The 25,661-nt window shown below is 71.9% G+C and carries 17 protein-coding genes; 12 read left to right on the forward strand and 5 right to left on the reverse strand.

Going from position 1 to position 25,661, the window contains the following annotated elements; genetic code table 11:
• On the reverse strand, nt 1-1,146 hold the full coding sequence (locus ACWEN6_RS08430) for a TIR domain-containing protein (RefSeq protein ID WP_452569594.1): 1,146 nt from the start codon (nt 1,144-1,146) through the stop codon (nt 1-3).
• A gap of 126 nt (nt 1,147-1,272) precedes the next feature.
• Here ACWEN6_RS08430 and ACWEN6_RS08435 point away from each other — a divergent pair, with 126 nt between their 5' ends.
• The gene (locus tag ACWEN6_RS08435; RefSeq protein ID WP_452569595.1) at nt 1,273-2,322 is read left to right on the forward strand and encodes a hypothetical protein; all 1,050 of its coding nucleotides are present in this window, start codon (nt 1,273-1,275) and stop codon (nt 2,320-2,322) included.
• Nucleotides 2,285-2,551, forward strand: a complete 267-nt coding sequence (locus ACWEN6_RS08440) for a putative glycoside hydrolase (protein WP_452569596.1) — start codon at nt 2,285-2,287, stop codon at nt 2,549-2,551. The genes ACWEN6_RS08435 and ACWEN6_RS08440 overlap by 38 nt, the downstream gene beginning before the upstream one ends.
• 96 nt (nt 2,552-2,647) lie before the next feature.
• Here the strand turns inward: ACWEN6_RS08440 and ACWEN6_RS08445 are convergent, their stop codons facing one another.
• Nucleotides 2,648-3,799, reverse strand: a complete 1,152-nt coding sequence (locus tag ACWEN6_RS08445; RefSeq protein WP_452569597.1) for an LLM class flavin-dependent oxidoreductase — start codon at nt 3,797-3,799, stop codon at nt 2,648-2,650.
• A 255-nt stretch (nt 3,800-4,054) separates the two neighbouring features.
• The gene (locus ACWEN6_RS08450) at nt 4,055-7,642 is read right to left on the reverse strand and encodes a discoidin domain-containing protein (protein WP_452569598.1); all 3,588 of its coding nucleotides are present in this window, start codon (nt 7,640-7,642) and stop codon (nt 4,055-4,057) included.
• Between the two features lie 484 nt (nt 7,643-8,126).
• Here ACWEN6_RS08450 and ACWEN6_RS08455 point away from each other — a divergent pair, with 484 nt between their 5' ends.
• The 6 genes from ACWEN6_RS08455 (at nt 8,127) to ACWEN6_RS08480 (ending at nt 17,439) form a co-directional block, all read left to right on the forward strand.
• Nucleotides 8,127-11,186, forward strand: a complete 3,060-nt coding sequence (locus ACWEN6_RS08455) for an AAA family ATPase (RefSeq protein ID WP_452569599.1) — start codon at nt 8,127-8,129, stop codon at nt 11,184-11,186.
• Nucleotides 11,187-11,517: 331 nt separating this feature from the next.
• On the forward strand, nt 11,518-12,375 hold the full coding sequence (locus tag ACWEN6_RS08460; RefSeq protein WP_452569637.1) for an alpha/beta hydrolase family protein: 858 nt from the start codon (nt 11,518-11,520) through the stop codon (nt 12,373-12,375).
• A gap of 680 nt (nt 12,376-13,055) precedes the next feature.
• Complete coding sequence (locus ACWEN6_RS08465; protein ID WP_452569600.1) at nt 13,056-13,298, forward strand: hypothetical protein; 243 nt, start codon at nt 13,056-13,058, stop codon at nt 13,296-13,298.
• Between the two features lie 119 nt (nt 13,299-13,417).
• Nucleotides 13,418-14,611, forward strand: a complete 1,194-nt coding sequence (locus ACWEN6_RS08470) for an aKG-HExxH-type peptide beta-hydroxylase (protein ID WP_452569601.1) — start codon at nt 13,418-13,420, stop codon at nt 14,609-14,611.
• Entirely contained in the window at nt 14,612-16,477 is a 1,866-nt protein-coding gene (locus tag ACWEN6_RS08475) for a RiPP maturation radical SAM C-methyltransferase (RefSeq protein ID WP_452569602.1), read from the forward strand.
• A 38-nt stretch (nt 16,478-16,515) separates the two neighbouring features.
• Nucleotides 16,516-17,439: an aldo/keto reductase gene (locus ACWEN6_RS08480; protein WP_452569603.1), complete on the forward strand. Its 924-nt coding sequence runs from the start codon at nt 16,516-16,518 to the stop codon at nt 17,437-17,439.
• A gap of 181 nt (nt 17,440-17,620) precedes the next feature.
• On the opposite strand, the gene ACWEN6_RS08485 is transcribed toward ACWEN6_RS08480, so the two are convergent.
• Nucleotides 17,621-19,039 carry an amidase gene (locus ACWEN6_RS08485; protein ID WP_452569604.1) on the reverse strand — a complete coding sequence of 473 codons (1,419 nt, stop codon included), beginning with the start codon at nt 19,037-19,039 and terminating at the stop codon, nt 17,621-17,623.
• A gap of 366 nt (nt 19,040-19,405) precedes the next feature.
• On the opposite strand from ACWEN6_RS08485, the gene ACWEN6_RS08490 reads away from it, so the two are divergent.
• The gene (locus tag ACWEN6_RS08490) at nt 19,406-22,771 is read left to right on the forward strand and encodes an AAA family ATPase (protein WP_452569605.1); all 3,366 of its coding nucleotides are present in this window, start codon (nt 19,406-19,408) and stop codon (nt 22,769-22,771) included.
• A gap of 107 nt (nt 22,772-22,878) precedes the next feature.
• On the opposite strand, the gene ACWEN6_RS08495 is transcribed toward ACWEN6_RS08490, so the two are convergent.
• Nucleotides 22,879-23,652 carry an SDR family NAD(P)-dependent oxidoreductase gene (locus ACWEN6_RS08495; RefSeq protein ID WP_452569606.1) on the reverse strand — a complete coding sequence of 258 codons (774 nt, stop codon included), beginning with the start codon at nt 23,650-23,652 and terminating at the stop codon, nt 22,879-22,881.
• Nucleotides 23,653-23,920: 268 nt separating this feature from the next.
• Here ACWEN6_RS08495 and ACWEN6_RS08500 point away from each other — a divergent pair, with 268 nt between their 5' ends.
• From ACWEN6_RS08500 to ACWEN6_RS08510, 3 genes are all read left to right on the forward strand, one after another.
• Complete coding sequence (locus tag ACWEN6_RS08500; RefSeq protein WP_452569607.1) at nt 23,921-24,406, forward strand: GNAT family N-acetyltransferase; 486 nt, start codon at nt 23,921-23,923, stop codon at nt 24,404-24,406.
• Nucleotides 24,407-24,602: 196 nt separating this feature from the next.
• Nucleotides 24,603-25,433: a GntR family transcriptional regulator gene (locus tag ACWEN6_RS08505; RefSeq protein WP_380830499.1), complete on the forward strand. Its 831-nt coding sequence runs from the start codon at nt 24,603-24,605 to the stop codon at nt 25,431-25,433.
• Nucleotides 25,424-25,651 (forward strand): 4Fe-4S dicluster domain-containing protein, encoded by a 228-nt coding sequence (locus ACWEN6_RS08510; protein WP_148440852.1) that lies wholly within the window; start codon nt 25,424-25,426, stop codon nt 25,649-25,651. Before ACWEN6_RS08505 ends, ACWEN6_RS08510 begins: the two co-directional genes overlap by 10 nt.
• The last annotated feature ends 10 nt before the right edge of the window (nt 25,652-25,661 follow it).

Raw genomic sequence — 25,661 nt, forward strand, 5'->3', positions numbered from 1 at the left:
TCATCCGGCTTCGGATAATGCCCTTCTCAATCTCTCGCGAATTCTGTTCGCCACGGTCAGGGAGTTGTTGAAGCCTAGCTTTCCGGGTGCTTTGATGGCATTGTCCAGCGCTTGGACGAGTGCCTGGACGGTGTCGCGCTTTCCTCGCCATGCCTGGGGGAGTCGCTGCGGGTCGCTGAGCATCTGACGTAGTGCTGCTCGCAGGTCGCTCGTCTCGATGGTGAGGGCCTGCGAATCGGATGCGATGAAGGGGTTGTCGAATAATCGCTCGACTGTGGACTCCGGCGTGCCGGGCCTTCCATAGATCAATCCGTTGTCGAGTTCTCGGACGAGGTCGTCGCGACCGATGGCCTTGAGGGCAGGGCGCAGGAGTCGGAGCTCGTGGCGCTGTTCCAGGATGTCCCACATTCGACGAGCCTCATGCCCGCGAGTAAACGTCGCGATCTCGTAGGCCCTGAAACCCAGTTGGTCGGCGAGTGCAGGCCAGTCGAACACCAGGAGTCGGCAGATCTCGGTCCTGGCGGTGGTGGTGTAGGCCACCGCGCTGTCGTCGTCCTCACCGGGACGAGGCTCAACCCGCCTCTGGAGACGGTGAAGGTCACCCGTCGTGGCGCCTTCCGACTCCGGAGGCCGAGATCGCCGGGGCTGAGGCACGTTATCCTCCGTCCCGGCCGAAAATTTTTCACTTTCGGAGTCCAGAGGGTAGGCGGAGGCGGCCAGCCTGCCCAGTTCCTTGGCGACATGAGACCATTGCGTCTCCTGATTGGCGGTACCGCTGTATTTCGTGATCGGTTTGTCGCTGGGAATCCACTGGTGTCTTCGGAGCAGGGCGTCGTCGGGAAGCTGGAAAGGGGACACTCGGACGGCGAGTATCATGCATTGGTCGGCCATGAACCGCTCATGTAGCGCGCCGAACTCTTTATTCATGCAGTAAGATGATGAGACAAAGGCGGATGTCAGGAGCAGAACGCCTATGCCGCAATTATGTATGGCGTTTGCGAGATCTTCCTCCCACAGCTTGTTCGCTGGTTGCCTGACATCGTGGTAAAGCTCGATGTGATTGGCGCGTTCGTAGGGCGCGGCGAATTTCAAGAAAGTGTCGCGATATCGAGCGTCTTCTCGCGCATAGCTCACGAAGGTGAGCACCGGCCTCTGCCTCATCTGCCAAGTCTTCCACCAGTGGCACGATGATCGCCAGAACCCTATGGCGACCGAGGTCTCAGCGGCGTACCGTCGAGTGCACGCACAGAGATTCATCCGAAGGGAGAGGCCATGCAGCCGCGCGTCGCGGTCATCGGCAGTGCACACCCTGGACGCTCCTACGATCCCCCCCTACGCACATCCAACCTGGCGCTCCAGGCTGCGGTTGAGCTGGGCCGTGAGCTCGCCATTCAGAAATGCAGAATCGTGGTGTACAGCAGCGATGAGAAGTTCATAGAGGAGGCCGTCGTCCGGGGGTATGTCGAGGGCGGTGGTGCGGGTGAGCTTTCCATTCAAGTGAGCGGGCCTTTTGGTGGTGACATGTCATTCATAGAGATGATAGACCACCGTGAACTCTTCGACTTGCGACCGGAGGCTAGCAACGACTGGGAAGTCAGTTATTATCGATCGCTTCTCACGTTGGACGGTGTGCTCCTGATCGGTGGCGGGAGGTCGACGTTCATCGCAGGGTTGATATCCATTTCCAGGAGTGTCGCGCTTTGCCCTGTCGCCTGTCTCGGAGGAGCAGCCGAGCAAGTCTGGCACCGGCTGGCGAACGAGCCTGCTCACACGAACCCCGAGGATCTGGCCGTCATGGCGAACGAGTGGAACACCGGATCCGCGCGCGCGATAGTCGGTTCGCTGGTTGGGCAGCATAAAAGGAGGATGGCGGCCCGTGATGAGGAGAGGCGCCGCGAGTGGCGTTTTGAGCGTCGCGCCATGGCCGGTCTCGCAGTGGGGGCGCTTTTGCTCCTGATGTCGGTGGCGACGATCCCATTCATCTACGCCGCACCGTCAGGCAGTCCGGCGCTCGTTGCCCTCCTCGTGGCCGCTCCATTGTTCGCCGCTACCTGTGGTGCCATTGTCCGTAACGCCTCGGAACAGGGCGGTCAATGGGTACGAACCGCCGTGCTCGGGGCTGCGGCGGGATCGGTGGCCTGTCTGTTGTTCGTGGCCGCTCAGATCGCTACCACGCCTGACATGCTAAATGGCGATGGAGCCCGGCGTCTCATCTTCTTCATCTTGCCGATCGGCTTCGTCGCCGGCCTTACCTTCGATGCCGTCTATAACAAGCTTCGTGCCCATGACGTTACAGAGACGTCCGCTTTGGGCCACCGCTGACTTCCCGCGTTCGGTCGTTCTGCTGACATCGGCCACCAAGGATGGCGGGAGCAAGGCCACCGTCAAGATCCCGGTGTCGTGCTTCTCGCCGAACCTGGACTTCGAGAACGTCAACACGCCGTTCCTGGTCTACACCGAGGCCGCCTTCTCGGTGTCCTTCGCCAACGTCCGCTGGGTGCCGGGCGCCGGCAAGGACCCCGACGCCCGTAAATGCTCGGATCTGACCTGAGGCCGGCCCCGCGCGGGGCCGCCACCGGGCCGTGAACGGCCGCGAGGGCCGCGGGAGAACCTCTCCCGCGGCCCTCGCGCGTTCCGCGCTCGGAGGTCAGCCGGAGCCGGTGGCGGCGAAGGGGATGGCGGCGGCGGTCTCGTCGGTGGCGGCGGGGTGGCGCCACAGGCCGCGCTCGCGCAGGATCGGCAGGACGCCCTCGCCGAACCAGTACGCCTCTTCGACGTGCGGGTGGCCGGACATGACGAACTCGGTGATGCCCAGGCGGTGGTACTCCTCGATGCGGTCGGCCACCTCGGTGTGGCTGCCGACCAGGGCCGTTCCCGCGCCGCCGCGAACCAGGCCGACGCCCGCCCACAGGTTGGGATAGATCTCCAGCTCGTCCCGCCTGCCGCCGTGCAGGGCGAGCATGCGCTTCTGCCCCTCGGACTCGCTGCGGGCCAGGCCCGCCTGCACCTTCTCGACGGTGGACGGGTCGATGCCGTCCAGCAGCCTGCGGGCCTGCGCCCAGGCCTGCTCGCCGGTGTCCCGGGTGATGACGTGCAGCCTGATGCCGTGCTTGAGCGCGCGTCCCTCGGCCGCGGCCAGGCCGTTCACCCAGGCGATCTTCTCGGCGACGGCCGCCGGCGGCTCGCCCCAGGTGAGGTAGGCGTCCACGTGCCGGGCCGCCACCCGCCCCGCGGCGGGGGAGGAGCCGCCGAAGTAGACCTCCGGCACCGGGTCGGGCAGCCGGTCCAGGCGCGCGCCCTCCACGCGCAGGTGCTCGCCGGTGAAGTCGACGCTCTCGCCCCGCCACAGCGACCTGACGATGTGCAGGAACTCGTCGGTCCGCGCGTAGCGGGCGTCCTTGTCCAGGAAGTCGCCGTACGCGCGCTGTTCGTGGCTCTCGCCGCCGGTCACCACGTTGAGCAGCAGCCGTCCCTGGGAGTGCCGCTGGAAGGTGGCGGTCATCTGCGCGGCCAGGGTGGGGGAGACGAAGCCGGGCCGGAAGGCGACCAGGAACTTCAGGCGCTCGGTGGTGGCGGCCAGCATGGCCGTGGTCAGCCACGCGTCCTCGCACCAGGCGCCGGTGGGCGTGAGCGCCCCGACGAAGCCGAGCTGCTCGGCCGCCTGCACGATCTGCCGGAGGTAGGCCAGCGTGGCGGGCCGGGCGCCGCCGGCCGAGCCGGCGGGCAGGCCGTGACCGCCGCCCACCACGTCCCGGCTGTCGCCGTAGGTGGGCAGGAACCAGTGGAACGTCAAGGTCATCGCGTCTTCCCCTCGATATGGCACGGTCAACCGTAATCCCCATATTGCAGGTAGGCAATACTGGTGGCGGGATACGCGAATGCTCCCGGGGCGATGGGCCCCGGGAGCATTCGCGGGTCGGCCGCGGGTCGGCCGCGGGTCGGTCTCGGTTCAGTCGTGGGCCGGCCGCGCGGCTCGGTCTCGGTTCGGTCGTGGGCCGGCCGCGCGGCTCGGTCTCGGTTCGGTCGTGGGCCGGCCGCGCGGGTCGTTCTCAGGTCAGTTGCGGACGATGGTGAAGGTCGAGGTCGTGTTCCTGATGTCCACGGCGTTGTCCCTCAGCACCAGGTTGTTGAACGTCGCCGAGCCGACCGCCGGGCCCTGGCCCGGTTCGGGCAGCTCGTTCGCCCAGACGCCGAACCCGGACTTGGCGTCGAACGCGTCGCCGCTCTTACGGGCGCCGGAGATCGTGACGTTGGTCAGGACGGTGTCCTTGATCGGGTTCACCGGCTGGCCGCCGATGTACTGCGTCTGGAACATGATCCCGCTGTAGGTCGGGTCCACGATGTCCACGTCGCTGATGCGGATGCCCTGGAACACCTTCGAGGCCGAGAAGAGCCAGATGGCCGGGAAGGTCTGCTGGCCCCAGAAGTGGCCGCCCGCGCGGACGATCGAGATGTTCTGGAACTGGGTGGGCGGATCGGCGCCGAACCCGTTCATCGCGTACCCGAAGTCCAGCGAGCTGATCGTGATGCCCGAGTACACCAGCGTGTCGGCGATGTAGATGTTGCGGAAGGTGTTGGCGTACCCGCCGTAGACGGCCACGCCGGCGGCGCGCCAGGGCGTCAGGGCGGTCAGGTTCTCGTAGAGGTTGTTCTTCTCGTCGGCCCCCCCGGCGTCGATGGCCGAGAACAGCGCGAAGCTGTCGTCACCGGTCGTGCGGGCCTCGATGTTGGTGACGTGGTTGTCGGTGCTGCCGTTGGTCATGTTGATGCCATCGGCCCACAGGTCGCGGATCCGCGAGTTCTTGATCGTGATCCGGTCGGTGTTCTGGCCCCAGTACAGGCAGACCGTGTGCTCGTTCCACACGTTGTCGATCGTCATGTCGGCGACGTTGGCCCAGTTGAACACCTTGCCCGGGCCGTCGATGCGGTTGGTGTAGTTGCCGAAGTAGGCGAACCCGGAGAAGGAGGAGCCGTTCGCCGAGGAGGAGGCGTCGAAGCCGACGTCGGTGTTCTCCTGGTTCTGCGGCGCGCGGAACTGGGTGTACCACGGCCCGGCGCCGACCACCTTGATCGCCTTGCCGTACACGTTGAACTTCGAGGCGGTGTCGTAGGTGCCCGGCGGCAGGTAGACGCCCACCAGCGTGCCCGTGGTGTCCATCCGCGCCTTGTCCAGGGCGTTCTGCACGTCCTGGTGGGTGAAGCCCGCCGGCACCGCGTACCTGGCGGGGTCGGGGTTGGCGATCGGCGACACCTGCTCCAGGTTGATGAAGTCGATCGCGTACGTCGTGCCGTTCGCCGGGTCCTTCTGCAGCCGGATCTTGCTGCCGGCCGGGACGGTCTGCCCCAGCATGACGCCGGCCTCGTCGTAGATGTGCCGCGGCGGTCCGGCGCCCGGCGAGTTCGACGGGCTCGCCTCGGCGCCGTACACCCAGGTGTACCGCGAGGTCAGGTTGATCGGCTTGAGGAAGACGCCGTTGACGTAGATGTTCAGCGTCGAGTCGATGCCGCCGCCGCCGGAGGAGTCCGGGATGGAGAAGCGGGTGACCAGGGTGTTGGTGCTCGCCTTGGTGGTGAACTCGACGTAGCTGCCGTTGCCGTTCAGCGTCACGGCCCTGCGCCCGGACGCCTCGCCCGCGACGGTGCCGATGTCCCTGCTCGGCCCGACGACCTGCGCGCCGCCGCCGGCCACCGCGTCCTCGGCCTCGTACATGTCGTAGGGCATGTTGGCGCCCCGGCCGACGAAGAACGACTGGCTGGTGGTGTTGTTGGCCTGCTTGACCGGCAGCTCGTTGGCGTCGGCGGCCAGCACCGTCCTGACGGTGTACTTGCCGTTGACCGCCGTCCAGGTGCCCAGGTTGATCGGCGCCGTGGTGGCGCCGGCCGCGATCGCGCCGCTGTAGGAGCCGGTCAGCGTCCGCACGACCGTCCCGCCGTCGTTGGTGACGGTCAGCGTGATGCCGTGCGCGCCGGACGCCGAGGCCACGGTGCCCTGGTTCTTGATCGCCACGGTGAAGGTGACGGTGTTGCCCGCCGCCGGGTTGCTCGGCGTCCAGCTCCCCACGGGCACCAGGTCGGAGCTGTCCACCGGCCGGACCGTGAGCGAGGTGGGGCTGGTGTAGGAGTTGTTGGCCTCGTTCAGCTCCACGACGCCGTTGGACTCGTCCACCTTGGCGGTGATGGGGTAGGTGCCCGCGTCGCGCGGCCCGATGTTGGCCGAGACGGTGGTGGAGGCCCCGGCGGCCAGTGCGCCGACCGACGCGGTGCCGACCTTGGTGCTCCCCAGGTAGAGGTTGACGTTCGTCGCGCCCGAGGCCGCCGTGCCGCCGTTGCGCACGGTCGCCGACAGCGTGACGGCGTCGGTCTCCACCGGCGAGGCGGGAGAGGAGGTGATGCCGGTGACGGTCAGGTCGGGGTTCGGGGCGGCGGTGCCGATGACCTGGAACTCGGCCACCTGCCCGGCCGGCGCGCCGGAGTTGGCGGTGAACCGGAGCTGGACGTCGGCCACCGTGGCGGACACCGGGATCGTCACCGTGTTGCCCGACGCCGGGTTGAAGGTGTAGGTCGCGGCCGAGGCCAGGCTGGTGAAGGTCGTGGAGTTCTGGTCGCGGCCGAGCACCTGGATGGTCTGCGTGCGGGTGCCCCACGCGCTGTCGGGGTTCAGCTTCAGCACGACCTGGTCGACGCTCGCGTTCGCGCCGAGCTGCACCGTCAGCGTGTTGGGATAGCTGCTCCCCGCGCCCTCCCAGTACGTCGTCAGGTCACCGTCGTTGGCGTTGGTGGCGACGAAGGTGTGCACGAACGACGACGCGGTGATCGGCTTGCCGCGGGCCAGGTTGGAGCCGCCGCCCCCGCCGCCCGTGCGGGTGACGGTGTTGCTCGCCGCCGACTCGTGTCCCGCGGCGTCCTTGGCGGTGACCTGGTAGGACACGGTCGCGGTGTCGGGCTGGGAGTCGGTGTAGGTCAGCACGCCGCCCGCCACCGTGCCGCGCACGGCGTTGTTGGCGTAGATGGTGTAGCCGGTGACGCCCACGTCGTCGGTGGAGGCGTTCCAGGTCAGCTTGATCTGCCCGGAGGCCGGCTGGGTGTAGGCCAGGTTGGACGGGGCGCTCGGCGCCTGGGTGTCACCGGTGACCGGACCGTACACCTCGAACTCCGACAGTTGGCCCGCCGGCCACCCGGTGTTGCCGGTGATGGTCAGCCGCACGTACCGGGTGGTGGTCGTGGCGAAGTCGATGGTCACCGTGTTGCCGCCGGTGAAGGTGTAGCCGGCCGACCCCACGATGGTGGAGAAGCTCGACCCGGTCGTGCTGCCCTGGACGGTCAGGGTCTGGGTGCGCGCGCCCCAGCCTGAGGTGGGGAGCTTGAGGACGACGCCGTTCACGCTCCTGCTGGATCCGAGGTCCACCTGGATCCACTGCGGGAAGGCGTTGTTGGCGCTCTCCCAGTAGGTGCTCTGGTTGCCGTCGTTGACGTTGCCGGCCGTGTAGACGTCGGTGAAGCTGCTCGCGGTGACGGCCTTGCCCGTGGCCAGGTTCGGCCCGGCCACCGCGGACGCCGGCAGGACCGGGCCCGCCAGGACGAGCAGGCCGGCCGCGAGCAGCGCCGCGACCAGCCGTAATACCGGGGGGTGCTTCTTTCTCATCGCGTTCTCTATCTCTCGTCTGGGACGACGGATCGCGGCGGCGCCGTGGCGCCGGCAGTGGTCGCCGGGGGGTGGTGATCTCGAGCCAGAGGCAGAGGCAGGGGGCGGGGAAGGGCCCGCGCGGACTCCGCGCCGGGGGTCGCCGGCAGGGAGGATGACGCCGCGCTCGGAGCGCGGGAGGGGATAGGGGTGCGCTGGATCGGGGATTGGGGCCGCGCTGGTAACGCCGGCGGTGACCGGCAGCGCGATGCCGAGACCGACATCACCGGGGGCCTCCCTTATGGGAGCCGGGCGGACGCACGGACGCGTTGCGGTCCAGCCGGAAGTTGCAGGCTGTGGAACGAAAGCGAGCAGGGATTTGCAAGATTCTTGCAGAGCGTTGGCCAAAGGTTACATACGTGCTACAGCCGAGTCAACGGCCTGTAAGCAACAGACCGGACATGTCCCTTCCGATGGGTGAGAACTCGGCGTAACACTGGAAGACGTGTCTCCCGCGTCACTCCCCGCCCGGCTGGCCGTCCTGCGCGGCAGAGACGCCGAGCAGGATGCGGTCCGGCGGCTGCTGGACCGAGCCCGCACCGGCTCGGGCGGCGCCATGCTCTTCGCCGGCGGGCCCGGCATGGGCAAGACGGCCCTGCTCGACCACGCCGCCGGGCAGGCGCGCGGCTTCCTGGTCCTGCGCACCCGCGGCGCCGAAAGCGAGCACGGCCTGCCCCACGCCGCCCTCCACCGCCTCCTGCGCCCCCTCGGAGACCCCGGCCCTCACCTTCCCGAACCGCAGGCCGCCCTCCTGCGCGCCACCCTCCACCTCCCCCCGGCCTCCCGGCCCCTCCCGGCCACGGGTCCGCGTGCTCCAGGCGCCACCGCCTCCGGCGGGCCCACCCCGGCGGCAGCGGCAGGGGGTCGGCCTTCGGCGGCACGCCGGCGGGCCCGGACCGCCGCCGCCCCGTTCAGCCCGGTGGCCCCCACGCAGGAGGCCGGGGACGCGCTCGGGCCGGCGGTCGCGGTGCTGGAGTGGCTGGCGTCCCTGGCCGCCCGCGGGCCCGTCCTGGTCTGCGTCGACGACCTGCACCACCTCGACGCGGCCAGCCACGACCTGCTGCTGTTCGCCGCCCGCCGCCTGGCCGCCGAGCCGGTCGCCTTCCTGTTCACCGCCGACCGGCCGCCGGGCCACGGGGCGGCGCTGGATGACGAGGTGCCCGTGCGGGTGCTGGGCCCGCTCGACCCGGCCGCCGCCAGGCGGATGCTCGACGACCTCGCCCCGCCCGGGCTGGGCGAGGACCTGCGCGCGTCGCTCGAACGGCTCGCCCACGGCGTCCCCCTCGCCCTGGCCGAACTGACCGGATCGCTCACGCCGGGCCGGCTCGCCGGCACGCACGCGCCTCCCGTCTCCGTCCCGCCGGGCGGCCGGCTCTGGCGCGCCCACACCCGCCGGGTCGCGGCGCTGCCCGAGGCCACCCGGGCGCTGCTCCTGCTGGTCGCCGCCGACCCCGACCTCGACATCCCCACCCTGGTCCGCGCCGCCGGACCACGCCACGGCGACACCGCACCGTCCGAAGCCGGAGAACGGTACGGCGGCGGCGTCCCGCCGGACGCCGGACGAGGTCACGGCGGGGGCGTCTCGCCCGGGCACGTGCTGGACCTGCTCGAACCGGCCGAGGTCGCCGGCGTCCTCACCGCCGAGGGCGACCGGTACGCCTTCGCCGAGCCCGTGATGGGTCCGGTCGTCTACGCCGCCGCCTCCCCGGCCGCCCGGCGCGCCGCGCACCGCCTGCTCGCCGGCGTGCTCCATCACGACCACCAGCGCCTGCGGCGGGCCTGGCACCGCGCCGCCGCCCTCGACGGCTCGGTGGACGAGCTGGCCGCCGAGCTCGCCGAGGCGGCGCAGGCCGCCGGCCCGCACGCCGGTCATCCCGAGCCCTATCTCGCCCTCGAACGTGCCGCGGAGCTGACCGAGCACGGCGAGGTCAAGGCCGCCCGGCTTGCGGCGGCCGCCCACCACGCGTCCATCTCGGGCCACCCGCAACGGGCCAGGGCGCTGCTCGCCCGGCTGTCGCCGCTCACCGTCCCCGCGGAGATGCGCGGCCAGGCCGAGCTGCTGCGCGGCAACCTGGAGCTGCTCGGCGGCGAGACCGGCAGCGCGCACGACAGGTTTCTGGCCGCCGCCGGGTGGCTGCTCGACCGCGACCGCTCCCTCGGCGTCCGCGCCCTGGTCCGCGCCGCCGAGGCCGGCTACTTCGCCGGCGACCATCAGCGCTTCCTCGCCATCGCCCGGCGCGCCGCCGTCCTGCGCCGTCCCGACGAGCGCCCGGCCACCCGGCTGATGTTCGAGTTCCTCGAAGGCATGGCGGCCACCCTGCGCGGGCGGCACGCCGAGGCCGCCGAGCCGCTGCGCCGCGTCCTGCTCCTGGCGCCCCATGTCCACAGCACGGCCATGCTGGTATGGGCCGGATCGGCCGGCCTGCTGCTCGGCGACGACGCCAACGCGCTCGCCCTGGCCACCCGGGCCGTCGATAGCGCGCGCGGACGGGGAGGGGCTTCGGCGCTGCCGCAACTGCTGTCGGCCGTCATCAACGCCGAACTCTGGCTCGGCCGGTACGGATCGGTCACCCGCCACGCCATCGAAGGGCTGCGGCTCGCCCAGGAGACCGGCCAGCACAACACCGCGGGCCAGCATCTGGCGTGGCTCGCGCTCGCCGCGGCCGTCCAGGGCGACAAGGAGACCTGCCGCACCCGGGCCGCGGCCGCCCTGGAGGTCGCCGACGCCCACGGGCTCGGCGTGGCGGCGGCGCTCGGCAACTGGGCGCTCGCCCACCTCGACCTGTCCCGCGGCCGCGCCGCCGACGCCGCCGGCCGGCTGCGCGCCGAGCTCCGCAACGGCCACGTGGTCGTCCGGGTGATGGCCACCCCCACCTTCATCGAGGCCGCGGCGCGCACCGGCGAACGGCAGGACGCCATGGCCGCGCTGGACGTGCTCGACCGCTGGGCGGGCAGCACGCGAAACCCCGACCGGCTCGCGCTCGCGGCGCGATGCCACGCGTTGCTCGCCGAGCCGGGCGCGTCGGAGGAGCTGTTCCGCCACGCTCTCGACCTGCACCACCGCGGGTCGTGCGAGTTCGAGACGGCCAGGACGGAGCTGTTGTTCGGCGGCGCGCTGCGCCGCGACCGGCGTCCCGGCGCGGCGCGGGAACACCTCCACAGTGCGCTCGACGCCTTCGAACGGTTCGGCGCCCGGCTGTGGGCGGCCCAGGCACGCGCCGAACTGCGCGCCGCCGGGCAGGCCGTCCCGCCCCCGTCCACCCCGGCGGCCCGGCCGTTCTCCCACCTGCCGGAGGGCGAGCGCCAGGCGGACCGCCAGGCCCAGATCGCCCGGCTCACGGCGCAGCAGGAGCAGATCGCGCGGATGGTCGCGGAGGGCGCCACCAATCGCGAGGTGGCGGCACGGCTGGTCATCAGCCCCCGCACCGTCGACCACCACCTGCGGAACATCTTCGCCCAACTCGGCATCCGCTCCCGCGTGGATCTGGCCCGCCTCCTGTCCTGACGGCGAGCAGGCGGGTGAGCGCCTTCCGGTCAAGACCGGTGATTTCGCCGATGCGCGGCTGACTTCGGGATCTCACAATTGCGTCAGTCAGTAGTCAGCGGAAGCGCCCCGCTGACCTGCGGCGTCCCCGTCCGAACCGTGCCGGCCGCCCCCCGGCCGCCTGCTTCGGGCCGCCGCCGGGTCGCCGGGCGCCTCGCCCGCTGGTCCCCCCACCGACAGGGAGCACACGAACGTGCAGCCACGCGAGATCCTCTCCCTCACCCCCCTGCCCGCCGCCACCCTCCTGCGAGACCGGGCCGCCGTCCCCCGGCGGCGGTTCGGGACGCGGCTCATCACCAAGGTGTGCCTGGCCCTGGCCCTGACCGGCGGCCCCCTCGCCGCGGCCCCCGGCGCGCACGCGGCGGCAGGCCCCTACGAGCGCGGCCCGGCGCCCACCAACGCGAGCATCGAGGCGGCCCGCGGGCCGTTCGCGACCGCCCAGACCTCGGTGTCCTCGCTGAGCGTCAGCGGGTTCGGCGGTGGCACCATCTACTATCCGACCGACACCAGCCAGGGGACCTTCGGCGCCATCGCCATCTCCCCGGGGTACACCGCCACCTGGTCGAGCCTCAGCTGGCTCGGACCCCGGCTCGCCTCGCAGGGGTTCGTCGTGTTCGGCATCGAGACCAACACCCTGTACGACCAGCCCGACAGCCGGGGCAGGCAGTTGCTCGCCGCGCTGGACTACCTGGTCAGGAACAGCAGCAGCACGGTGCGGGCCCGCATCGACACCACGCGTCTGGCCGTGGCCGGGCACTCCATGGGCGGCGGCGGCACGCTGGAGGCCGCGAACGCGCGCCCCTCGCTGCAGGCCGCCATCCCCATCGCCCCGTGGAACCTCGACAAGAGCTGGTCGGGCGTGCGCGTCCCCACCATGATCATCGGTGGCCAGGCGGACACCATCGCGCCGGTGGCCACGCACTCCCAGCCCTTCTACACCAGCATCCCCTCGTCGACCGAGAAGGCGTACATGGAGCTCACGGGCGCCTCGCACTTCTTCCCGCAGACCTCCAACACCACGATGGCCAAGTACATGATCTCGTGGATGAAGCGCTTCATCGACGACGACACCCGCTATGACCAGTTCCTCTGCCCGGCGCCGCGCAGCATCGCGATCTCGGAGTACCGCGACACCTGCCCGCTCACCTAGCCGCGGGTCCCGGCGCCCGTCCCGCGGGACGGCGCGCTGCACCCGCACCGATGGCGGCCACCGTCGCGGCCGCCATCGGCATGGGCGCTCACCGGTCGCCGCATTGTCAGCTCGAAGAATCGTATTCCGCGCTTCCGGGGAGACCGCCATTGGATTCCCGCGGATGCTCGGCCGCGGCCCGCCGCGCGGATCGGAGGCGCGAACCGCACCACTGCGGCCGCATATGTCCCGGGAGTCCCGCCTCTCCTTCTTTGTCGACACCTCCTCGCGACCGCGCGGCGTGATGCCCGCGGCGATAAGCCGACGTACCGGCCGAGTCGCGGTTCCGGGTGTCGGCGCCGGACCTGTGGCCGGCGGGGGACAGGCGGGGGCGCCCCCGGCGTCCGCCGGCCGGGCGCCATGGACGACGTGCGGGTCCGATATGGGCGAACTGCTCTAATTTACCGCGTCTGAGTCGATTGACCGGAAAACGTGGCGCTCCATCGAAAAACTCGGCGGCCCACGCAACGGATCATCATTCTCGGGTAATTCAAGATCGACCAATGCGATCGACACCTTTTCTCGGTGAAACCCTTGACCGTTCCATTCTGTTTGTTATGACTAGTGCAGGCCCACCGCCGCGATTTCTGCCAAGCCGAATGCGCCTGCGGCATGCCTGGAAACAAAAGGGATAACCCCGGATGGAGGCGATCGAGATGGAACCCCAGGACCTCGACCTACACGTGGTCACACCCGTCGAAGACGCGGCGAACGTCCAGAAGCGCCTGATGACGTCGCTCTCGGACGAGGCCAAGGCGCGCATCAACGCCACCTTGCGCGAGGCGCTCCAGGCTGAACTGACCAACGACCAGCAGACCCTCGGGCTCAACCCGGGAGAGGACGTCGCCATCAGCAGTTCGGTCGGCCAGAGCATCTCTTTCTGATCGACGTGCCTCCATGCCGGCGTGGTGAGCGAACAGGCGCGACGGCCGCACCGCCCGCACCGGCTTCCCGTCCGCTCCCGGACACGATCCGCCGCCACCACCCGCGTAGAGGAGAAGCCATGATCCCAGACCTCGGTTACACCGGATTCTCCTGTCCGCAGGCCGGCCTCGACGCGCAGCTCCTCGAGGTCGTCGTCGCCGGCCACGCGATCCAGCTCGTGCGGGAATTCCTGCGGGTCCACGAAGCGGATCTCGAACGGCACACCCCGGGCCTCGGACCCATACTGGAGCGCTGGAGCGCCGGGCAGTCCTCCTTCGACGCGGCCTGGGACCCGGCGTTCGGGGACCTCCACGCCTCGCTGCTCTCCGGCGACGACACGCTCCGATCGGTGTCGGCGCTCGGCCTACGGGTCACCTGGCTCGGACGGACGGGAGAATGGAGGGCCCGCCTGCCGGAGCCCGCGCGTCTGCGTTTCGGCGAGTGGCTGCTCCCGTCGGCGGACGAACTGCGCGTATCGGCGACCTCAGGCCAGGTGGTCATCGAAACCAGCCACAAGGGGCAGCGTGCGAGCCTCGTCTTCGCGCGCGAGGAGGACCACTGGCTCTCGGCGGAGGCGGAACGGCTTCCCCTGGTCACCGCGCCGGGGTTTCGTTTCACCCTTTCCAGCGCCGAGGCGCTGTCCCCGGCGGGAGCGCGCAGGTTGCTGACCGCGGACGCGTACGACTTCGATCCCGACGAGGCCGCCGGCGGCGGCGAATGGCGTCCCGTGTGCGAGAGCGCGCTCCGCCTGATCCGCGACGCCGCGCCCGGCTACACCGAATGGGCGGGCACCGTCCTGAGGGAACTCGTCCCGCTGCAGTCGAGGCCCGGGATTTTCAACAGCGGAAGTCACCGGTTCTCCCCTGGCGTCATCTGCGTCTCCGACCAGCGGTACGTCTGGCCGCTGGCCGAGATGCTGGTGCACGAGGCGACCCATCAGTACCTGCACATCATCACCAGGCTCGGCCCGCTGGACGACCGGACGGACCAGAACCTCTACTACTCGCCCTTCCGGGACAAAATGCGGCCGATCTTCTTCATCGTGGTCGCCTACCACGCTTTCGGCAACGTCGCGCTCTTCTACCGCACCGCACGCGCCAACGGCCACCTTCCTCAGGGCATGCCGGACTCCGACGTCTTCCGGAACCGGGAGGAGAACCTGCTGCGGCAGCTTCGCGAGATCGAGCCGGTGCTGCGGAACGCCACGTCACTCACGCCCCTGGGGCAGGCTTTGTGGCAACCCCTCTACGAGCACCTCCACCAGGAGGGGTGAATGGCCGATCCCGCCGGCTTCCGGGTGGCCCTGGTCTGCATGCCGTTCGCCTCCGCCGACCGGCCGTCGATTCAGGTCGGCCTGCTCGCCGCCATCGCGAAGGCCGCCGGTTTCGCGGCGGACGTCCACCAGTTCAATCTGGATCTGTCCGCCGAGCTGTCCCCCGACGTGTACGAAAGGCTGTGCGAGCGCCGCTCGCACATGACCGGGGAATGGTTGTTCGGCCACGCGGCGTTCGGCGCCGAGGCGGCCGGGCGGGAGGCGGAGTACTTCGCCAGGTTCCCCTACGAGTTCTCCTGGATAGAGGAGCTGGGAAAGGACGAGAAGTTCTTCCTCGAACTGCGCCGGGACATCCTGCCCGCGTTCATCGACGACTGCCTGCGCAAGGTCGACTGGACGGAGTACCAGGTGGTCGGATTCAGCTCCCTGTTCCAGCAGAACGTCGCGTCGCTCGCGCTCGCGCGGCGCATCAAGGAACTCCATCCCGGGATCCAGGTCGTCTTCGGCGGAGCGAACATGGAGGGCGAGATGGGCGCGGAATACGCCCGGGCCTTCCCCTTCATCGACTACGTCGTGTCCGGGGAGGGAGACGACGTCTTCCCCGCGCTCCTTTCGCACCTTAGACGCGGCGCGGTACCGCTGCGCATCCCCGGCCTTCTGGTGCGCAGGGGCGGCGAGGTCCTTCAGGGCGGGCCGGTCCTGCCGACACACCGGCTCGACCGGTTGCCCGTGCCGGACTACCGCGACTACTTCGAACGGGCCGAGCGGCTAGGCCTCCTCCCGCATTACAAGGCGACCTGGACCCTCCCGTTCGAGAGTTCCCGGGGTTGCTGGTGGGGCCAGAAGCACCACTGCACGTTCTGCGGGCTCAACGGTGAGACGATGGGCTACCGCGCCAAGAGTCCGCAACGCGTTCTCGCGGAACTGACGGAACTGGCGGAGCGCCATCGGATCTGCTCGTTCATGGCGGTCGACAACATCCTGGACGTCAGATACATCCGGAGCCTGTTCTCCGAGATCGAGCGGGACCGGCTCGACTACAACTTCTTCTACGAGATAAAGGCCAATCTGACCCGCGAGCAGATCCACGCCCTCCACCGCGGTGGGGTCCGCCGCGTGCAGCCCGGCATCGAGAGCCTCAACACCCACATTCTCACCCTCATGCGCAAGGGCTGCACGATGCTGCAGAACGTCCGCTGCCTCAAGTGGTGCGCCTACTACCGAATCGGCGTCAACTGGAACCTGATCTGGGGCTTTCCCGGGGAACGACCGGAGGACTACGAGGCGCAGTTGCGCGTCCTGCGATGCATCACCCACCTCGAACCCCCTGTCGGCAGCGGGCGGATCTGGTTGGAGAGGTTCTCCCCGCATTACACCGACCCCGAGTTCCCGGTGCGCGCCAAACGGCCCGAGGCGAGTTACGAATACGTCTATCCCGATCACGTGGACCTGATGAAGGTCGCGTACTTCTTCGACTACGAGATGGGGGAGACCGTTCCCGCCGCCTTTCTCGCGCCGACGCACGACTTCGTCGAGCGGTGGCGCGAACAGTGGTCCTCGGGCAGGCGGCACACGCTGACCTACCGGCGTACGGGCAACGGGATCCTCATCGACAGGAACGAGGGCCCCGACCGGCAGGTGACCTACCAGGTCACGGCGGCGAACGCGCTCGCCTACGTCTTCTGCGGCGACACGATGCGGACCCCGGCACAGGTCGCCGAGCACCTGAAGAGCGCCGACCCCTCCTTCGACGTCTCGGCGGACGAGGTACGGGACGCGTTGGAGGAGTTCTGCCGGGCCGGACTGATGCTGGGTGAGGCGGACCGATATCTGAGCCTGGCATTGCCGCTGAACCCGAACTGGTAGGCGGCGGAGACGGGAGCCGGACAATCAGAACCAACAAGTTGGGCGCGACCGATCTGCTCGTCTCGGAGCTGGGCTTCGGTGCCTTCGCCATCGGCGGCAACCGGTCCGGCAACAGCTACGGGCCCACCGACGACCGCACCTCGGCCGTCGCGGTCCGCGCGGCCCTCGACCTAGGCTGCACGTTCTTCGACACCGCCGACGTGTACGGCCACGGCCACAGCGAGGCCGTCCTGGGCGGAGCGCTGAAGGTGGCCGGCCGGCTCGACGACGTCGTCATCGCCACCAAGGTCGGCGGCAATTTCGACGACGGGCGGACGCGGATGGACTTCTCTCCGCGGCATCTGCTGTCGGCGGTACAGGCCAGCCTGCGCCGCCTCGGCCGGGACCACATCGACCTCTACCAGCTTCACGACCCTCCGCTCCACGTGATCGAGGACGGCGAGGCGTTCGGAGTGCTGGACGATCTGGTCGAACGGGGCCTCATCCGGCACTACGGGGCGTCCATCCACTCGCTGGAGGAGGGACGCGCCTGCCTCCGGTACGAGAACCTCCGCACCCTGCAGGTTCCGTACAACCTCTTCTTCCTCGCCCTCTCGCCGGACTTCCCCGCCGGGCTCTTCGCCGAGTGCGCCCGGCGCGGCGTCGGCCTGATCGCCCGGGAACCGCTGGCGGCGGGCTTCCTCAGCGGCAGGCACGCCCCGGGGACGACGTACGGGGAAGGGGACCTGCGTGGACGGTGGCCCGCCGGCCGCCGGCGCGTGTACGTCGCGCTCGCCGACTCCGTGCGGCGCCTGGAGAGGCCCGGCGTCACCCTGGCCCAGGCCGCGCTCCGCTTCGTGCTGGATGAGCTGGCCTTCGCCACCACCATCGTGGGCGTTAAGACCCCGGCCCAGGCGGTGGAGAACTTCGCGGTCCCCGACCTTCCCGCGTTCGCCCAGATCGAACAGACCGCCGTACGGTAGACGACGTCGCGGTGGAGCGTGTATGAGGCCCCCACAGGCCGCCTCGTGTACGGGGTGTGCGTGCCCTGGCAACGTCGTACACCTACCTGTCCGCGGCCTGTGTCGGCTTCCAGCTCGAAGAGGTGCGGGAGACGGCGGGAGTGATGGCGGCCGCAGGCGCGGCCGCCGTCGGCATGGGCGCTCAGCGGTCGCCGACGTGGAACGCGGGCGTGCGGCCGGCCCACGGCATGGCCTCCTCCAACTGCGACGCGACGCGGACCAGCAGGTCCTCGCGGCCGTACGGGGCGACGATCTGCACCCCGATGGGCAGCCCGTCGTCGCTCCACCCCAGCGGCAGGCTGATCGCCGGCTCCCCGGTGAGGTTGAACAGCGCCGTGAACGGGCCGTAGGCGAACAGCGACTCCAGCCACGTGGCCACCGTGTGCCCGGGGTCGTCGTAGCGCAGCGTCCCGTGCGGCGCGGGCGGGCGCGCCAGCGTCGGCGTGACGAGCAGGTCGTACTCGCCGAAGAAGGCGCCGACCGTCCGGCCCGCCCGGTTCTGCGCGTCGAACGCGCCCAGCAGCCGGTAGGCGCTCAGCTCCTTGGCCTCGGCGAACGCCCGCCGCGTCACCGCCTCCACCTTGGCGGGGTCCGGTGGCCTGAGCGCGGTGAGCAGCGGCGCGGCGACGGCGACGATCGCGAACGGCACCATGGCGCTCATCATGGTCTCCGCGCCGACCTCCGGGCGGGCCTCGCCGACCACGTGTCCGAGCTTCTCCAGCGCCAGACCCGTCTGGACGGCCGCCGCCGCCACCTCCGGGTCCGCCGCCACGTCCGGCCACCCCCGCGTCGACACCGCCACCCGCAACCGGCCGGGGTCCGCCCCGACCTCCTCGGCGTAGGGGCGCGCGGGCGGCGGGGCGGTGTACTTGTCGCCCGGCGCCGGACCCTGGATCGCGTCCAGGTAGCAGGCGGTGTCGCGCACCGTGCGGCTCAGCCCCGACTCGACGGAGATGCCGAACAGCGGCTCGCCCACGTCCGGCCCGCACGGCACCCGTCCCCGGCTCGGCTTCAGCCCGACCAGCCCGCAGCAGGAGGCGGGGATGCGGATGGAACCGGCGCCGTCGCTCCCATGGGCGAGGGGCACGGCTCCGGCCGCCACCAGGGCGGCCGAGCCCCCGCTGGACCCGCCGACCCCCCGCGCGAGGTCCCACGGGTTGCGCGTCGGCCCGTACAGCACCGACTCGGTGGAGAAACTGATCATCATCTCGGGCACCGTCGTCAGGCCCAGCGTGACCAGGCCCGCCGAGCGCAGCCGCCGCATCAGATCGGTGTCGTGCCCGGCCACGGCGCGGACGGCCCGGCTGCCGCAGAAGAACGGCGTCCCCTCGGCCATCGGGCCGTTGTCCTTGATCAGGAACGGCACCCCGGCGAGCGCCCCGCCGGGGTCGTGGTCCAGCGCCGGGGTGAACGGCGGCAGCGCCAGCCCGTTCAACTCGGCGTCCGCCGCCTCCAGGGCCCGCCGCGCGACGCCCTCCACCTCGCCGGCGGTGATCTCGCCCGTGGCGATCAGCTCGCGCAACCCGACGGCGTCGTGACCCGCGTACTCACGAAGCTCCACTTCGTCCCCCTCGTCACACCGTTCCGCTGCGTCCGGTCATCTCTGCTCCGGCGTCGTGACCAGCGTGAACCGTCGCCGCGCCCCGGTCATGAGTGCTACCACCGACCCACGGCACTGAGCCCCCACGCACCCGGCCCACACGCCGCGGCCGCCGAGTCCTGCCGGGACGCCGGCCGCCCCCCCCACACATCCCGAGCCCTCACGCATCCGCGCCCACACGCCGCGGCCGCCGAGTCCTGCCGGGACGCCGGCCGACCCCCACCCACCCCGGGCGCGCAGACCCCCGCGAGGTCAATGTGGACCGTCCAGGAGGCCGTCGGAGACGGGCGTCCATGGGATCCGGGCCGTGGCTGTCAGACTGGTCCGGTGGATGCCGGACCTAGCGCCTCGCCTCCCTTCGCCGGGCGCGATCGTGAGGTCGCCGTGCTGCGCGAGGCCGCCGCCGCCGCTCGGGAGGGCGGTGGAGGGGTGATCCTCGTCTCGGGTCCGCCAGGCATGGGCAAGTCCCGCCTGGTGGAGGAGGCCCTGGCCGGCGAACCCGGTGTCGTCTGGGCCCGCTGTCCGGACGAGCCGGGCGTCCCCCCACTGTGGCCGTGGACGCGCCTGCTGCACCGCCTCGCCCCTCATCCGTCCCCCCGCCCCGCGACCCGCTCACCAGCGGCACGAGCGGACGCCGACCCCGCCGAGGCGGGCGCCGATCCCGTCGGGTCGAGTGCCGATGCCGCTGAGGCTGACCTCGATACCGCCAAAGGCGCCCCCGGCGCCGTCGGGGCGGGTGGCGATGCGGTGGAGACCGGTGGGAACGCCGCCGAAGTGGATCTTGATGCGATCTGGGCCGGTGGGGATGTCGCGGAGGCGGGCGCCGCGCGGTTCCGGCGGCTCGTCTCGCTCGTCGACGCGCTGCTCGCGGCGGCCGAGGACGCCGAGGGCCTCGTCGTCGTCCTGGAGGACGTCCACGACGCCGACGAGGCGTCCCTGGCCCTGCTGCGCCACGTCGCTTCGGAGACCCCGGGGTCGCGGCTGCTCGTCCTGGCGACGCACCGCGATCCGGCTCCGGGACGCGACGGCGCCCTGGCCGCCACCCTTGCCGGCATCGCCCGCGGCCGGGCCGTGCGCGCCCTGGCCCTGGCCCCGCTGACCGTGGGGGATGTGGCGCGGGTGCTCGCGGACGTCCCCGGGGGCGCCGCGCTCGCGCCGGCGGTGCACGAGCGCACCGGGGGCCTCCCCTTACTGGTCGCCGCGATGGCGGCGGCCCTCGGGCGCACACCTTCCCCCGCCGGTGGGCCGTCTCCTGGCGGCGGGTCGTCTTCCGGTGAGGGCGAGATGCTCCCCTCCGGCAGGGCGTCCCCCGGGAGTGAGCGGCCGTCCGGCGGCGGAGGCCCGCACCTGGGCGAGAGGGGCGCCGATGGGCTGGTGCCGCCCGCGAACATGCGGCTGCTGGTCCTGGGCATGCTCGACGGGCTCGGCCCGGAGGTGCGGGAGACGGCGGGAGCCGCGGCGGTCCTCGGGCGGGACATCGACGCGCGTCTGCTGGCGGAGGTCCGCGACCTGCCGCACGCGGTGGTGTCCGCCCACCTCGACGCGCTCCTGACCGCCGGCGTGCTCACGACGGGTGGCGCGCCCGCGTCCGCCACGTGGCCGCAGGCGTACCGGTTCGCCCACGCTGTGGTGCGGGACGGCGTGGCCGCCGCGGCGGCGGCGCGGGAGGCCGCCTGCCTGCACCGGCGTGCGGCCGCCGCGCTGGTGCGCCGGGCCGGCGACGATCCCGCCCTGGCCGCGCGCGTCGCCGCCCACTGGCGGCGGGCGGGCGACGACCCCGAGACCCTGCGCACGGCGTTGTGGTGGACGCGCGCCGCCGCCGCGTACGCGCTGCGCTCCTCCGCGCCGCAGGACGCGGCCCGGCTCAGCCGTCAGGCACTCGGACTGCTCGGCCGCCTGGGCGCCGATCACGCGCGGCGGGCGGAGATCCTGACCGAGTTGGCCACCGCCGAGTGCTACGCCGGGTTCGTCGGTCAGAGTGCGGAGCACTGCCGTGCGGCCGCCGATGCCGCTGACGCGGCGGGACGTCCGGACCTGCTCGCGTCCGCCGCCCTCGTGCTCAGCGGAGCGGGGGACCGGGCCGTCGTGGTGGGCATGACCGCCCTCTGCGACCGCGCCCTGGCGGCCCTGGACATCCCAGCGCACCGGCCGGGCGAAGCCGCCCCGGCGGACCGGCAGGCCCGAGCCGCCACGGGGCATCAGGAGGGTGAGGCGGTCGCGGGGGAACAGGCGGGCAGGGGCACTGCGGGGGATCAGGAGGGTGAGGCGGTCGCAGGGGAATGGGCGGGCAGGGGCGCCGCGGGGGAGTGGGCCGGCGAGGGCGTCGCGGAGGCTGGAGCGGATGCGGTCGCCGTCGTGCGGTCGCGGCTGATGGCGCGCAAGGCGGCGTGGGAGGTGGAGGCCGACCGGTGGGAGGAGGCCGCGCGGACCTCCGCCGAGGCGCTGCGCCTCGCCGAGGGCTGCGGCGACCCCGCGGCCCTGCTCGACGCGGCGCGTGCCAGGGCCGGGATCCTCGACCGGCCCGGCGACGCCGCCGAACGCCGGCGGCTCGGTGAGCTGTCCGTCGGCGTGGGCCTGCGCGTGGGCCGGCCGATGCCGGCGGTCCGCGGGTACATCTGGCGGCTGGACGCCGACTACCAGATCGGAGACCTCGCCGCGGTGGACGACGGCATCGCGCGACTCGGCGAACTGGCGGCGGCGACGCGGCTGCCGGTGGCCCGCTGGTACCACCTGCGGGTGGCGGCGGCCCGCGCCGCACTGGCCGGGCGCTGGGACGAGGCGCGCGCCCGGTCGTCGGAGGCGGGGGCGGTGGCGGTCCGCACGGGCGACTCGCTGGCGTGCGTGGTGACCGGCGTCTTCGCCGCGTTGGTGGCGCTCGTACGGGGCGACCCGAGCGAGGTGACGGACGGCGACCCCGAGGCGCTCGCGGCGCCGATCCCGGTGGTCGAGGCCGCCCACGCGCTGCGCCTGCACCTGACCGGGGCGCGCGAGGAGGCGCTCGCCGAGTACGAGCGGCTGCGGCTGCTGCTGCGCGGGCCTCTGCCGGGGGTTCATGGGATGGGCGTGCTCCAGCATGTGACCGAGCTGGTCGAGGTGTTCGACGACGCCGAGGCGGCGCGGTGGGCGTACGAGCACTGGCTGCCGTGGTCGCGGGCCGCGGGCGTGCCCGGGGGAGCCGACAGCTTCTGCGGCGGGGCGTCCGCGCGGGCCGCTGGGCGCATGGCGGCCGTCATGGGCCGGCTGGACGACGCCGAGCGGGCCCTTCGCGTGGCGGCGGAGGTCAACGTGCGGCTGGGCGCCCGGCCCTGGCTCGTCCATTCCTGGCTCGCCCTTGCGCAGGTGCTGCTGCGCCGAGGGGCTCCCGGGGATCACGACGAGGCGGCGGTTCTGGCCGCGCGGGCCGCGGCCGAGGCGCGGCGGCTGGACCTTCCCGGGCCGCTCGCCCGCGCCGACCGGCTGCTCGCCGAGGCGGCGGCCCGGCGCCGTGCGGGCGACCCGCTCACCGCCCGGGAGCGCGAGGTGGCGGACCTGGTCGCACAGGCGCTGTCCAACCGGCGGATCGCCGAACGGCTGACCGTGAGCGAGCGCACGGTCGAGAGCCATGTACGGAACATCCTCGCCAAGCTCGGCCTGACCAACCGCACCGAGCTGATCGCCCACCTCCTCACCGCCCGCCGTCCTCCGGAAACGTGAACGTCGTCGTCCATGGCGTGCCGGCGGGCCGCCGCCGGCCACCCGTTCTCCGCTCCGGCGCCCGCCCGTGGTCGCCGAGGTCGCGCTCCACGGCGAGGCGCGGCCGCTCAGGTCTCCTCGGGGTCCAGGCCGAGGGCGGAGCGGCCGCCGTCGATGGGGACGATCGCGCCGTTGACGAAGCTCGCGTCGTCCGACAGCAGGTAGGCGACCGCCGCGGCGACCTCCTCGGGTCGTCCGACCCGGCCCAGCGGGTGGAGCCGGCGCATCCGGTCCTCGACGCGTCCGGCGGCCCGCGGCTCCTGACCGCGCAGGAACTCCTGGTAACGGGCGGTGGCGATCGAGCCGAGGGCGACCGCGTTCACGCGCACTCCCGAGGGGCCGTAGTCGACGGCCAGCGCGCGGGTGAGCCCTTCGACGGCGGCCTTGGCGGTGGCGTACGGCAGGGCGCCCCGGACGGCCCGCTGCGCCTGGTGCGAGGACACGTTGACGATCGCGCCGCCGCGTCCGGCCGCCAGGAAGCGGCGGATCGCCGTGGCGCTGCCCGCGACGGCGGGGCCGAGGTTGAGGTCGACGAGGCCGACGATCTCGCGCGCCGGGACCTCGTGCAGGGAGGCGTCGCGGAACACCGCGGCGTTGTTGACCCAGCCGGCCAGCGGACCGGCGGCCTGCGCCAGGTCGGCGGCCCGCTCGGTGACGGACTCGTCGGAGGCGTCGCCGGTCACGGCGGCCACCCGGGGCCCGGCGGGATGCCCGCGGGTCCACGCCATCGCCGCTGGGTCGCGCTCGATGACGACGACCCGGCCGTCCCGCTGGAGAAGCCGCTCGGCGATCGCCCGGCCGATGCCCTGACCGCCGCCGGTCACCACGTACGAAAGCCCCATGGCCACCCCCTCGACTGATCACAAACTACCCAAAGCCGCACCGCACACGTGCGGCCCGCCGGGCACGACGGTCGCGGCCTCCTCCCGTGACGCTGCCGGAGACCCAAGTCTCCCGCGTCAACCCGCCGGGCCTGTCGCGGCGGTAGGGGGAGCGCGGATGAGTCGGGGTGCGTGCCGGCCGGCTCGGGCCGCCCCGGCCCCGGGTACCGTTGGGCTGCCCGCAGCCCAGGGCGCGCCAGTCCCGTCCGCGAACCCGGTGAGGAGACAGATGACGACCGACCAGGCCACGTTCGCCGTCCGGGCAGTGCCTTACGACGATCCCGGCGCCGAGGAGCTGCGTACGGCGATGGAGGCCGAGATGGGGCTGCGGTACGCCGACCGGCTCGCCGACCCCGGCCACCTGCCCCCGGGCATGAAGGTGCGGGCCGAGACGGTCCTGTACACCGGGGTCGCCTTCGACGGGGGTGTGCCCGTGGGCCATGTCACCCTTCGGCGCCTGGGCGAGGAGGTCGAGCTCAAGCGCATGTACGTCGCGCCCTCCCATCGCGGCTCGGGGGTGGCGCGGGCCCTGCTGGCGGCGGCGGAGGAGGCCGCCCGCGCGCTCGGGGCCCCGCGGATCATCCTGCAGACCGGCGACCGCCAGCCCGACGCGGTGCGGGTGTACGAGCGCGAGGGCTACACCCGGGTCCCGATCTTCCCGCCCTACGAGTCGCTCGACTACTCGCTCTGCTTCGAGAAGGCGCTCGCGCCCTGAACGCCCGCTGACGACACGGCCGCCCGCTGACGACACGGCCGTCCGGTGGCGGATCTCGCCGGTCCGGCGGCCGGTCGGCTGCTCGGCGGTGGTGCGCGGACGCGGCTGAGTGGCGCAATCTCCCCGTTATCCCCATTTCCCTACCGGATTGCTAGGTTGATCCCGTCGGAGCTGGCGAACAGCCGGGGAGGCGGATGTGGAACGGGTGACGGCGGAGCCCACCGCGCGGCGCCGCCGGGCCGATCGGGCCCGGCAGGTCGCCGACCTGCTGCGCAGGCAGATCGTGCACGGCCACTTCCCGGCGGGGCAGCTCCCCCTGGAGGCCGCGCTGGCGCGCGAGTTCGGCGCCTCGCGCAACACCGTGCGCGAGGCGCTGCACCTGCTGCGCGAGGAAGGGCTGGTCGAGCGGTGCCCGGGAGTGGGCACCACGGTGGCGGGGGAGAAGTACCCCCACGGCCTGCACCGGCTGCTCGGCCTGGCGGAGACCCTGCACGAGCACGGCGAGGTGACCAACCAGGTCAGGACCATGACCCTGATCGAGCCGCCGGCCATGGTCGGCCACCGCCTCGGCGTGCCGCCGGGCGAGCGGGTCATCTACCTCGAACGGCTCCGCCGGCTCAACGGCGTGCCGCTCTCGCTCGACCTGACCTACCTGGTCCGCGAGGTCGGCGAGCCGCTGTTCGACGCCGACCTGGAGCACAACGACATCTTCGTGCTGCTCGAACGCATCGCGGGCCAGCCTCTCGGCATGGCCGAGCTGACCCTGGAGGCGGTCAACGCCGACGCCCACACCGCCGCCGCCCTGGACGCGCCGCGCGGCGCCGCGCTGCTCATGGTCGAGCGGCTCACCCACCTGGCCGACGGCCGGCCGGTCGACCTGGAGTTCATCCGCTTCAGAGGCGACCGGCTGACCATGCGCGGCCATCTCGACCGCACACCCCCCGCCCCCGGCGGCGGCCCGGCCGGCACAGCGCCGCCCGCGCGCCGCGACCACGACGCCACCACGGAGGAACGACCATGGCCCTGATCGAACAGCGGGTCGAGGTGCCCGTGACCATCGACGAGTCGCTGTGCATCGACGGCTGCACGCTGTGCGTCGAGGCGTGCCCGCTCGACTCCCTCGCCATCAGCGACGAGACCGGCAAGGCGTACATGCACGTCGACGAGTGCTGGTACTGCGGCCCGTGCGCCGCCAGGTGCCCGGTCGACGCCGTCACCATCAACATCCCCTACCTGCTGCGATGAAGGAGGCCGC

The sequence above is a fragment of the Sphaerisporangium sp. NPDC004334 genome (genome assembly GCF_053602655.1).